Source organism: Microtetraspora malaysiensis (assembly GCF_050947145.1).
GTDB lineage: Bacteria > Actinomycetota > Actinomycetes > Streptosporangiales > Streptosporangiaceae > Microtetraspora_A > Microtetraspora_A malaysiensis.
Window position 1 is genome coordinate 3,469,627 of the sequence record NZ_CP191998.1, and the last position, 11,602, is coordinate 3,481,228.

9 protein-coding genes are annotated in these 11,602 nt (G+C 71.0%); 2 read left to right on the plus strand and 7 right to left on the minus strand.

What is annotated here, in order from left to right; all coding sequences use genetic code 11:
• Positions 1–14: 14 nt before the first annotated feature.
• The gene (locus tag ACQP1V_RS16395; RefSeq protein ID WP_433423707.1) at positions 15–701 is read right to left on the minus strand and encodes a thiamine pyrophosphate-dependent enzyme; all 687 of its coding nucleotides are present in this window, start codon (positions 699–701) and stop codon (positions 15–17) included.
• Between the two features lie 421 nt (positions 702–1,122).
• Here ACQP1V_RS16395 and ACQP1V_RS16400 point away from each other — a divergent pair, with 421 nt between their 5' ends.
• Positions 1,123–1,332 (plus strand): phosphopantetheine-binding protein, encoded by a 210-nt coding sequence (locus tag ACQP1V_RS16400; protein ID WP_433423710.1) that lies wholly within the window; start codon positions 1,123–1,125, stop codon positions 1,330–1,332.
• A 28-nt stretch (positions 1,333–1,360) separates the two neighbouring features.
• On the opposite strand, the gene ACQP1V_RS16405 is transcribed toward ACQP1V_RS16400, so the two are convergent.
• On the minus strand, positions 1,361–4,837 hold the full coding sequence (locus ACQP1V_RS16405; protein ID WP_433423713.1) for an indolepyruvate ferredoxin oxidoreductase family protein: 3,477 nt from the start codon (positions 4,835–4,837) through the stop codon (positions 1,361–1,363).
• A gap of 155 nt (positions 4,838–4,992) precedes the next feature.
• Between ACQP1V_RS16405 and ACQP1V_RS16410 the strand changes: the two genes are divergently transcribed.
• Positions 4,993–5,496 carry an Lrp/AsnC family transcriptional regulator gene (locus ACQP1V_RS16410; RefSeq protein WP_387411316.1) on the plus strand — a complete coding sequence of 168 codons (504 nt, stop codon included), beginning with the start codon at positions 4,993–4,995 and terminating at the stop codon, positions 5,494–5,496.
• A 36-nt stretch (positions 5,497–5,532) separates the two neighbouring features.
• Here ACQP1V_RS16410 and ACQP1V_RS16415 read toward each other — a convergent pair whose 3' ends face one another.
• The 5 genes from ACQP1V_RS16415 to ACQP1V_RS16435 form a co-directional block, all read right to left on the minus strand.
• Complete coding sequence (locus tag ACQP1V_RS16415; RefSeq protein ID WP_387411318.1) at positions 5,533–6,552, minus strand: LacI family DNA-binding transcriptional regulator; 1,020 nt, start codon at positions 6,550–6,552, stop codon at positions 5,533–5,535.
• Between the two features lie 28 nt (positions 6,553–6,580).
• Complete coding sequence (locus ACQP1V_RS16420; RefSeq protein WP_433423717.1) at positions 6,581–8,017, minus strand: GH1 family beta-glucosidase; 1,437 nt, start codon at positions 8,015–8,017, stop codon at positions 6,581–6,583.
• Entirely contained in the window at positions 8,014–8,838 is an 825-nt protein-coding gene (locus ACQP1V_RS16425; RefSeq protein WP_387411389.1) for a carbohydrate ABC transporter permease, read from the minus strand. Before ACQP1V_RS16425 ends, ACQP1V_RS16420 begins: the two co-directional genes overlap by 4 nt.
• A gap of 56 nt (positions 8,839–8,894) precedes the next feature.
• Positions 8,895–9,869 carry a carbohydrate ABC transporter permease gene (locus ACQP1V_RS16430; protein WP_387411321.1) on the minus strand — a complete coding sequence of 325 codons (975 nt, stop codon included), beginning with the start codon at positions 9,867–9,869 and terminating at the stop codon, positions 8,895–8,897.
• Between the two features lie 84 nt (positions 9,870–9,953).
• Complete coding sequence (locus ACQP1V_RS16435; RefSeq protein WP_433423720.1) at positions 9,954–11,303, minus strand: ABC transporter substrate-binding protein; 1,350 nt, start codon at positions 11,301–11,303, stop codon at positions 9,954–9,956.
• Positions 11,304–11,602: the final 299 nt, after the last annotated feature.

Consider the following 11,602-nt stretch of genomic DNA (forward strand, 5'->3'; position numbering starts at 1 on the left):
GGCTCGTCCAATCCTCATGTCGTGAAATGTCCGGGGTTTTCGAGCGTCGGCCGCGGCGTAGCGGGCGTGCCAGTCGGACCGGCGCGCCCGCTCGATCTCCGCCGGGGAGCGCGTGTCGTCCCCCCTGCTGTGCGGGCCGATCCGGTGCGTGACGAACTCGGCGACCAGCGGCGCCGGCTCGGAGCGCACGGCGGCGACAGCGGGGCGAGCTCGGCCCGGATCTCCTCGACGTCGGTGGACGTGATCCGGTGGTGGCGAACGCCGAACGCGGCGGCCCGCGCGCCGATCGTCCCGGCGAGCTTCAGCGCCACGCCGGTCGCCACGGGCAGGCTCTCGCCCTGGACGCCGGTGGACAGGAACCGCCGGTGGTAGACGTGCTGGCTGCCGCCGACTCCGCCGCACAACGCGCCCTCGCGCCCCATGATCTCCGCGAGCAGCCCGTACGGCTCGGCGTGGCGGGCGAGGAAGTGCCCGTGGCCCCGGTGGTTGCTGAACACGAAGTCCTCGTCGAGGAGCAGCGGGGCCAGGGCGACGGGGACGTACTCCTGCCCGAGGCAGGTGTGCGTGGTGCCGCTGACGGCGCCCTGCTCGAACAGCCGGAGCAACGCCAGCTCGAAATGCCGGATGAGCAGCAGCGACCGCAGGTCCTGATCGGAGGGGGGTGGCCGCAGGCTCTGAGGAGATGCAGCGGTGACGATCACGGGTGATGCGCTCCTGGGGGCGTCGGCGATCGAAGGCGCGCTCGACCGGGCACAGGCCGTCAAACCATTTGGGAGCGCTCCCACCGGAGCGTAGATTCGCCTCAGGTTGCTGTCAATCCCGGCTGGAGGATCGGATCGCACTGAATCCGCACAAGCAGCCCGCTGAAATGCGGAAATATCTGAATTTGGCGCATTGAATCGCTGAGAATGGCGTGAAACCTCCATAACTCTTGACGAACCAAAGCCGTAATCTCTAACGCCCATGGACGTGGGAGCGTTCCCAATCGAATGTGTTCCCACCAACTGCCGGCAGCCCGGGACCGAACGCGAGCGGCGGCGGCCTCCCCGCCCCCACCGATCGGCCCGGCGCCGGCGGCATCACCATGGCCCCCGCCGGTGCGGCACCACGATCCGGCTCGCCATGACGACTCCAGCACCACCACGCGCGAACGCCACCCGGGTCGCGGCCCGGCTGCGCCGGACGACGGGGGTGGAGGTGCCGGTGCGGACCGTCTTCGAGGCCCGGACGGTGGCCGAGCTGGCGTCCGCCGTGGAGGACCTGCTGATCGCCGAGCTGGACGGGATGACCGACGAGGAGGCCGAGCGGCTCCTGGCCTCCCCCGAGACCTGACGTCCCGGGGGTTCCAGGTGCGCGAGGGTCAGGCGGGTTCGGGAGCGGTCAGCCGCGCCAGGGCGGCCGCGGCCCGCTCGCGGTACTCGGCGACCCGGGCGAGCTTGATGTCCTCGTACCCGCGGATCGCCTCCGGCAGGGCTGCGATCTCCGCGACGGCGTCGGCCGTCCCGGGGGTGAGCCGGGCGAGGGCGTCGCGGACCAGGGCGCGATACTCGCCGACCAGCTCCCGCTCGACCCGGCGCACCCCGGCGTAGCCGAAGACGTCGAGCGCGGTGCCGCGCAGGACCCGGGCGGCGCGCAGCCCCTGGAACAGCGCGCCCGCCGAGCGGCGCAGCCTGATCTTGCGCTTCATGCCCAGCGCGCGCAGGAGCGGCGGGTGCAGCAGCACGGAGACGACCGCGTCCGCGCCGAACTCCTCCTCCCGCCTGGCCTTCTCCGCCGGGTCCAGGTGCAGCCGGGCGACCTCGTACTCGTCCTTGTACGCCATGAGCTTGTGCAGGGACCGGGCGTAGGCGAGGCTGATCCGCGCCCCGGCCTCCTCACCCGCCCGCTCGGCGGCCAAGGCGGCCACGCGGCGCACGTCCTCGGCGTACGTGCGCGCGTAGGCGGCGTTCTGGTAGCCGGTCAGGTCCGTGACCCGCGTGGCGAGGGCCCGCTCCAGGGACTCGGGCGCGGTCTCCGATCCCGCGGCTGATCCCGCTTCTGGGGCCGTCGCCCGCGCCGGGGACGCGGCGGCGAGGACGGCGTCGCGGTCCACCACGGCGGCCCGGCCCCAGCGGAAGGCCGCGAGGTTCTGCTCGACGGCCGCCCCGTTGAGCCGGATGGCCCGCTCGATCGACTCGGCCGAGACCGGGAGGCAGCCGTGCTGGTACGCCGCGCCGACGAGGAGCATGTTGGCCGGCATGTGGTCGCCGAACAGCGCCTCGGCCAGCCCGTGGGCGTCGAGATAGAGGTTGTCCGCGCCGCGGGTGGCCGACTCGACCCGGGTGAGCGCGTCGGCGGGGGAGCCGGGCACCGCGACGCGCCCGGTGACCATCGCGGCGGTCGGCACCAGCGACGTGCTGACCACGGCGACCGTGCGGTCGGGCGACGCGACGGCGAGGTTGCCGTCGGCGGCGGCGCCGAGCAGGTCGAAGCCGATCAGTACGTCGGCGGTGCCGGGCGTCGCGCGGAGCGATCCGGGGACCGGTTCGGTCGAGACGCGCAGGTCGCTGACGACGGGGCCGCCCTTCTGCGCCAGCCCGGTCTGCTCCAGCCCGGCCGCGTGCAGCCCGTCCATGTGGGCCGCCATCTGCAGGATCTGCGAGACCGTGACGACGCCCGTGCCGCCGATGCCCGGCATCCTGATCAGCGCCGACGCGCCGCCCAGGCGGCGGGCCGGCTCCGTCACCTCCACCGGCGGCCGCGGCACGAGCTTCGGCGCGGCCGCGCGCGGCTTCTCCGAGCGGCGCGGCTCGACCAGGAGGAACGAGGGGCAGTCGCCCTTGAGACAGCTCAGGTCGGAGTTGCAGGACGGCTGGTGGATCCGGGTCTTACGGCCGTACTCGGTCTCGACGGGCAGGACGGACAGACAGGTCGAGACGTCGCCGCAGTCGCCGCAGCCCTCGCAGACCCGCTCGTTGACCACGACCTTCGCGGCCGGGGTGGGCAGCTTGCCCCGCTTGCGCAGGCGGCGCTCCTCGGCGGCGCACCGGTCGTCGTGGATCAGCACGGTCACGCCCTCGACGGCGGCCAGCTCCCGCTCGACCTCGGCCAGGTCGTCCCGATGCCGGACGGTCGCGATCGGCGCCACCCGCACCCCCCGGTAGCTCTCCGGCTCCGGCGTGGTGATGACGATCCGGCGGACCCCTTCGACGGCCAGCGACCGCGTCAGCGCCGGGACGTCGAGCCGGCCTTCCGCGCGCTGGCCGCCGGTCATGGCGACGGCGTCGTTGTAGAGCAGCTTGTACGTCATCGTCACCCCGGCGGCGACGGCGGCGCGGATCGCCAGGGAGCCGGAGTGGTGGAAGGTGCCGTCGCCCAGGTTCTGCACGAAGTGCCGGTCCTCGGTGAAGGGGGCCAGGCCGATCCACTGGGCGCCCTCACCGCCCATCTGGGTGATGCCGATCCGGGTGCCGCGCCCGTTCCCGTCCAGGGCGATCATGGCGTGGCAGCCGATGCCGACGCCGACCAGCGTGTCGTCGGAGGTGCGGGTCGAGGAGTTGTGCGGGCACCCCGAGCAGAAGTACGGCGTGCGCGCGGCCACCAGCGGCAGCGTACGGCGGGACGCCTTGCGGGGAGCCAGGGACTGGAGCCGGACGGCCGCCGCCCGGGGCAGCCGGTCCGTGCCGACGCAGGCGGCGAGCGCCCGGGCCACGTCCTCGGCGCCGAGGGTGCCGCGGGCGGTGAGCAACTCGCGGCCCACCACGTCGGGGACGCGCACGCCGCCGTAGAGCGCCTCCTTCAGCTCTCCCTCCAGGAACGGCACCTTGTCCTCCACGACCAGCACCTTGTCCAGGCCGGCGGTCATGGCGGCGAGGTCCTCGTGGGCCAGCGGGAACGGCATCGCGAGCCGGATCAGCCGCAGGCCCAGGTCTCCCATCGCTTCCTCGTCCAGGCCGAGGTCGGCCAGCGCCCGCCGCACCACCGCGTACGACGTGCCGGAGGCGAGCACGCCCAGCGTGGCGCGCGGCGCGTCGAAGGTCACCCGGTTGAGGCCGTGCTCGCGGGCGTAGCGGCGGGCCAGCTCCAGCCTGCGGGTCAGCATGTCGTGCTCGGCGTCCAGGGCGGCGGGGCCGACCAGCAGGGGCGAGGCGCCGCGGTCGGCGTGGTCCGGCGCCGGCACGCCCTGCCGGAGCGGGCCGAGATCGACGGTGGCGGACGCGTCGGCGACGTCCGCGATGATCTTCAGCCCGGTCCACAGCCCGCTGAGGCGGGACACGGCGACCGCGTGCAGGCCGAACTCGATGATCTCGGCGACCGTGCCAGGCGCGAGCAGCGGCATCGACAGGCTCTGGCACATCGGCTCGCACGAGCTGGGCACGGTCGAGGACTTGCAGCCCGGGTCGTCGCCGATCCACGCGACGGCGCCGCCGAGCGCGGCGGTGCCCGCCAGCGTGCCGTGCCGGATGGCGTCGGCGGCCCGGTCCAGGCCGGGGTTCTTGCCGTACCAGAAGCCGGTCACGCCGTCGTGCCGGCGGCCCGGCACCTGCGCGAGGAGCTGCGTCCCGGCCACCGCCGTGGCCGCGAGCTCCTCGTTGAGTCCGGGCCGGAACACGACGCCCGCCGGTTCGAGGAAGCGGGCGGCCCGGCCCATCTCCAGGTCCACCCCGCCCAGCGGCGATCCCTGGTAGCCGGAGACGAAGACGCCCGTGTTCAGGCCGCGCTCCCGGTCCAGGCGGCGCTGCTCCAGCGTCAGGCGGACCAGGGCCTGGATGCCCGACATCAGCACCCGGCCGTCCGCTGCCGTGTACCTGTCCTCAAGTGACACCTCGGTCGGACCGGCTGCGGAAGTGGGGCGCACGCGAACCTCCTGGCTTCGTTCGGGGGAGCCCAAGCACAGCAACGCGTTCCGGGCGGGCGCAAGTATCCGGCGAGTACAAGCCGAAAAGACGCAAAAGGTTTGCAGGAAAGTCGCGTTTCGCTAAGGTTCGTTTCGCCGAGCCGAGGAGTTCTCCCATGTCCGAAATCGACGACATCGACCACCGCATCCTGCGGCTGCTGCGCGAGGACGGGCGCCGGACCTTCTCGGAGATGGCGGCGGAGATCGGCCTGTCGGTGGCCGCCGTCAAGCGGCGGGTGGACCGGCTGCGCGAGATCGGCGTGATCACCGGCTTCACGGTGCAGATCGACTACGCCAAGCTCGGCTGGGGCATCGAGGCGTTCACCGAGCTCAGCTATCCCGGCACGACGCCGGTCAGCGAGATCGTCCGGACCGCGATCGACGTCCCCGAGGTCCAGGAGGTGTACACGATCGCCGGCGATCCCGACGCGCTGGTCCACGTCCGGGTGCGCGACCTCGGGCATCTCCAGCACGTGATCGACCGCCTGCGCCGGGCCGGCAACGTCACCGGCACCAAAACACTGATGGTGCTGGGCTCGTGGACCCGCGACGCGCCGGCGCCCCGGGCGGCCCCGGGCGCCGCTTCCGGCACGGCGTCCCGGGGGCCCCGCATGGGATGACGGCCGGATGGCCGTGTGGGCCGTACGGCCCGGCGGCTACGCCGACGCGCGGATGACCAGGTGGGTGTCGAGGATGACCACGGGCTGCTCCAGCGCGTCGCCGTTGATCCGCGCGACCAGGAGCTGCACCATCTGGCGGCCCATCGCCTCGGTCGGCTGGTGGACGCTGGTCAGCGGCGGCTCCGTGTGCAGCGCGAACCGCGAGTCCTCGAACCCGATCAGCGCCACGTCACCGGGCACGCTGAGGCCGCGCTCCTTCAGCACGTGCAGCGCCCCGACCGCCATCGAGTCCGACGCGGCGAAGACCGCGTCGAGGTCCGGGTGGCGGTCGAGGAGCTCCCGCATCGCCGCCTCGCCGCTCGCCTCGGAGAAGTCGCCGTACGCCACCCGCTCGCCGGTGCCGGTCGCGAGCAGCGCGTCGCGGTAACCGGCGAGACGGTCGACGCCGACGCCCATGTCCTGCGGGCCGGCGATCGTGGCGATCCTGGTGCGGCCCTTGCCGAGCAGGTACTTGGCGGCCTGCCGGGCGCCCGCCCGGTTGTCCATGTCCACATAGCTGTACGGCGTGGGCCCGACCGGCCGGCCACCCATCACCGTCGGCACGCCCAGCGCCTCCAGCCGCTCGGGCAGCGTGTCGGCGCCGTGCACGGAGGTGAGCAGGACGCCGTCCACGTGCTGGCCGGTGAGGTAGTCCGCCAGCCGGTCGTGCTCGGCCCGGTTCTGCGCCATCGTCAGGATGAGCTGGAGGCCCGTCTCGGAGAGGGCCGAGCCGATCCCGCGGATGATGCCCGCGAAGAACGGCTCGTCGAAGACCCGCTGCTCGGACTCGGAGACCACCAGCGCGATGGTGTCGGTGCGGTTGGTCACCAGAGTGCGCGCCGCGCGGTTGGGCACGTAGCCCAGATCCTTGATCGCCGTCAGCACGGCGTCGCGGGCCTTCTCACTCACCTTCGGCGAACCGTTGATCACCCGTGACACCGTTCCGCGTCCGACGCCCGCGCGGGCGGCGACTGCCTCCAGAGTCGGGCGTGCCCCCGGTCGGCGGTCCCCGTTCATCGTTGCCCCCTCCTGACTTTTCTCGGGCCTATTCTGCTGCGCCCGGCAACCCACCGTGTCGCGCCGCCTCCGCGTACCACAGGGCGCTGTCCTTCAGGACGCGCCGCTGGGTCGGATAGTCGACGTACACGAGGCCGAAACGCTTCCCATAGCCCCAGGCCCACTCGAAGTTGTCCATCAGCGACCACGCGAAGTAGCCCCGCAGCGGGACGCCCGCCTCGATGGCAGCATGACAGGTCCGCAGATGGGCGTCGATGTAGGCAAGTCGCTCCTGGTCATGGACACGGCCGTCCGCGGTCAGCTCGTCGTCGAACGCCGCGCCGTTCTCGGAGATGACCAGGGGGACGGACGGGTAGTCCCGCGCCAGCCGGGTCAGGATCTCGTACAGGCCCGAGTCGTCGATCTCCCAGCCCATGGCCGTCACCGGGCGGCCGCCGTTGACGAAGCCGACGTGCTCGCTGCCCACCCACGGCGACCCGGAGTCCGTCGGCGCCGCCGCGGCCGACCGGGCCCCGCCGGGCGCCCCCGACACGGTGAACCGGCTGTAGTAGTTGACCAGCAGCGTGTCGAGCGGCGCGCCGATCAGGGCGAGGTCGCCGTCCTGGATGAAATCCGTGTCGGTGACCGCGCGCAGGTCCGCCAGCACGTCCTCCGGGTACGCGCCCTTGAGCAGCGCGTCCAGGAAGAAGCGGTTCTGCAGCCCGTCGATGCGCCGGGCGGCGTCCCGGTCGGCCTCGCTGCCGGTGGCCGGCGAGATCGCGTACAGGTTCACGCACCCGCCGATCAGGGAGTCGGCCCGCTGTGCCCGCATCGCCTGTGTGGACAGGCCGTGGGCGAGGTTCAGGTGGTGGGCGGCGCGGATCGCCGCGGCCGGCTCGCGCCGTCCCGGCGCGTGCTCGCCCGAGGCGTAGCCCAGGAAGGCGGCGCACCACGGCTCGTTGACCGTGCTCCAGTTCGTGACCCGGTCGCCGAGCGCGTCGTGGACCAGGGCCGCGAAGTCGGCGAAGCGCGCCGCCGTGTCCCGATCGGGCCAGCCGCCCGCGTCCTCCAGGGCCTGGGGGAGGTCCCAGTGGTACAGCGTCAGCCACGGGTCCACGCCGTGGGCGAGCAGCTCGTCCACGAGCCGCTTGTAGAAGTCGAGCCCCTTGGCGTTGACCGCCCCGGCCCCGTCCGGCTGGATGCGCGGCCAGGACACCGAGAACCGGTACGCGGTGAGGCCGAGGCCGGCCATCAGCCGCACGTCCTCGCGGTAGCGGTTGTAGTGGTCGATCGCGACGTCGGCGTTCTCGCCGCCCACGACGTGGCCCGGCTGGTTGACGAAGGTGTCCCAGACGGACGTGCCCCGCCCGTCCGCGGCGACCGCGCCCTCGATCTGGTACGCCGAGGTCGCCGCGCCCCAGACGAACCCTGTGGGGAACATCAGTCCGGGGCTGCGGGTCTCGGCCCGAGTCTCCTGCGTGGTCACGCTTTGACCGCACCTTCCATGAGTCCACCGATGATCTGTCGGCCGAAGAGGACGAATACGAGAATGAGCGGGAGGATGGACATGGCCGTCCCGCTGAAGACCAGCACGTAGTCGGTGCCGAACTTCGCGTTGAGTGAGTTGATCGCGACCTGGACCGTCGGGTTGTCCGGGGTCAGCGCGATGAGCGGCCACATGAAGTCGTTCCAGGTCAGCATGAACGTGTTGATGCCGAGCACCGCCATGCCGGGCCGTACGGCGGGCAGGATGACGTTCCACCAGATTCGCAGCGTCGAGGCGCCGTCCACGCGGGCCGCCTCCACCAGCTCTCCCGGCACGGCCTGCTCGGTGTACTGCGTCATCAGGAAGACGCCGAAGCCGTTCAGCAGGTACGGGAGGATCACCGCCTTGAGCGTGCCGATCCATTCGAGGTTGACCATGACCCGGTAGAGGGGCACGATGCCCATCTGCTGCAGCGGCACCATCATGGTGATGAGGACGAGCAGCAGGAGCAGCTTGCCGCCCCTGAAGCGCAGCCGCGCGAAGGCGAAGCCGGCGAAGGTCGAGATCAGCACCACCGACACCGTGACCGTGGCCGCGATGATCAGCGAGTTGGTGAGGCCGGTCAGGTAGTGCGCGTCCTCGTTGGCGAGCACGCGCCGGATGTTCTCCCCGAGGTTGCCGCCGGGAAGGAACGGCGGCGGGATGTCGGTCGCCTCCTTGTTGGTACGCGAGGCGATGACGATCATCCAGTAGATCGGGAAGGCCGAGATCACGATGGTGACGATAAGAACGATCTTGGTCCACGGCGTGGCCGACCACATGTCGGACCGCTTGCGCCCCGTCGGGGGACGACGCCGGTCTCCCACGGTGAGCGTGGTCACTTGTTGCCCCCGATCCGGCGGACGAGCAGGAAGTTGACGAGCGATCCGATGAGGATCATCAGGAAGAGCAGCCACGCGGCGCCGGACGCGTACCCGTAGTCGAACTCGCGGAAGCCCTGCTCGACGATGAACATCGAGACGGTCTGGAACTGGCTGTTGGTGCCGCCGTGGACGTTGCCGCCGAAGAACGTGGTCGGCTCGGAGAAGAGGGTGAGACCGCCGATGGTCGAGTTGAGCACCACGAAGATCATGGTCGGGCGCAGCATCGGCACGGTGATCTGCCAGAACTGGCGCCGGCGGGAGGCCCCGTCGATGGAGGCCGCCTCGTAGAGGTCCTTGGGGATGGTCTGCATCCCGGCCAGGAAGATGATCGAGTTGTAGCCGGTCCACCGCCAGTCGATCATGGTGGAGATGGCGATCCACGAGGGGATCCGCTGGGCCTTCCAGTCGATCGGGTCCGCGCCGAACAGCCCCAGGATCCAGTTGATCAGACCCCAGTCGCGGCCGTAGAGCTGGGTGAAGACGACGGCCACCGCGACGACCGAGGTGACGAGGGGCAGCAGGACGCCCATCCGGACCAGCAGCCGGCCCCTGATCCGCTTGTTCAGGGCGTTCGCGAGCAGCAGCGCCAGCAGGATCTGCGGCACGGTCGCGATGAGGAACATGCCGACTGTGTTGACGACGGCGTTCCAGAAGGCGCCGTCGGACAGGAGCGCGGTGTAGTTGCCGAGCCCCGTCCATTCCTCGGTCCCCGTGAGGTCGTACTTGAAGAGCGAGTACCACAGGGTGAAGCCGAGCGGGAAGATCCCGAAGACCAGGAAGAGGAGGAAGTACGGCGAGATGAGCAGGTACGGCGCGGCCTTCAGGTCCAGCCAGGACAGGAAGCCCAGGCCGGAGGGGCGCCGCGGGCTGCTCCTCGGGGGCGGGATCGGCGCCTGGCTGGCGCGTCCCGCGTCGACGTTAACGCTCATGGGTCACCTTTCAGCGGAAGCAGGCGACCGGCCCGCCGGCGGGGTGCCGCTGCGGCGGGCCGGTGCTGGTTCGGCGAGCGGGGATCAGCCGGCCGCCTTCACGGCGTCGTCGACGAGCTTCTGCCAGCCCTGCGCGTACGGCACGGAGCCGTCGTCGATCGCCGAGACGACCGACTCGATGGCGTTCTTGACCTGGGCGTGCTTGATGCCGAGGAAGATCGGCTGGAGCGAGGAGGCCGACTTCGCGAAGATGTCGCCGACCGGAGCGTTGTTGAAGTACTCGTTGCTGGCGCTCTGGACCGCCGGGTCCTGCTGGGCGAGGGTGTTGCTCGGCATGTTGCCGGCGTAGTTGAAGACGCTGACCTCGCCCTCCTGACCGGTCAGGTAGTCGAGGACGGCCGCGGCCTCCTTCGGGTGCTTGCTCTGCTTGGGCACCGCGAGCCAGGAGCCGCCCCAGTTGCCGCCGTCGCCCGGGACCGCCGCGACGTCCCACTTGCCCTTGAAGTCGGGGCCGGCCGCGTCGTCGCCGCTGACCACGCCGAGCATCCAGGCCGGGCAGCCGAGCGTCGCGAACTGCGACTTCTTCATGCCCGTCTTCCACTCGTCGGTGAAGTTGCGCAGCTTGGCGGTGAGGCCGTCCTGGCTGATCTTGGCGGCGAAGTCGTAGGCCGCCTTGATCGCCGGGTTCTTGTCGACGATCAGGTTGTTGTCCTTGTCGAAGTAGGTGACGTTGCCGTTCTTGGCGCCCTCCTGCACCAGCACGACGTTGTAGAGCGTGTTGGTGCCGTCGACGAACTTGGTGTCCTTGACCTTGGCCTGGAACTCCTTGCCGACCTTGACGAAGTCGTCCCACGTGGGCCAGAGCTTGCTGACCGCGTCCCGGTCGGCCGGCAGGCCCGCCTTCTCGAAGAGGTCGCGGCGGTAGCACAGGCTCATGCCGCCGATGTCGGTGCCGAGGCCGAACAGCTTGCCGTCGGAGGTCGTGCCGCCGTCCCACTTCCAGGAGGCGAAGTTGGCCTGGCGGTCCTTGAGGCCGTACTCGCCGAGGTCGGCCCACCATTCGGGGTGCGCCTTGGCGAGGCCCATGCCGCCCTCGTCGATGCCGACCACGTCACCGGCGCCGGTGCCGGACTGCAGCCACTGGATCATCTGCGGCCAGTAGACCTGCTCGAACTGGTCGGTGAGGTGCTCCTCCTTGATGATGATGTCCGTGTGGGAGGCGTTCCACTTGTCGATCGCCTCCTTGTAGCCGAAGTTCTTGCCACCGCCGAAGGTCTGCACCTTGACGGTGACCGGCTCCGCCGCCGCGGCGGAGCCGCCGTCGCCGGCCGGCTTCTCGTCGTCGCCGGTGCCGCAGGCCGCCGTGACGCCCAGGGCGAGCGTCGCCACAGCGGCGAGCGCGAGCAGCCTGCCGCGACGGGAGGTGTGCATCATTCCGGACCCCTCTCAGGTGGTATCCCGAAGTCATGGGAGGTGCATCCCGGGCCGTCCCCGACTGCCGGTCCGAGATAGGTAGATGTTGGGAGCGCTCCCACGAAGGTTGCTCCATGGGTGATGTCGGCGTCAATACGCCGAAACATAACCGTTACGCCAGGGCCGATTTGATCGATAGAACGGGATCTTACGGAACAAAGCGCCTAATCAGCCGTTTGGGAGCGCTCCCATCCCATAGGGCCCAAAATGCTCACGCAGCGTGACCCGGCCCCCGCGCGGGGGCGCCGTGGCCGGTGGTC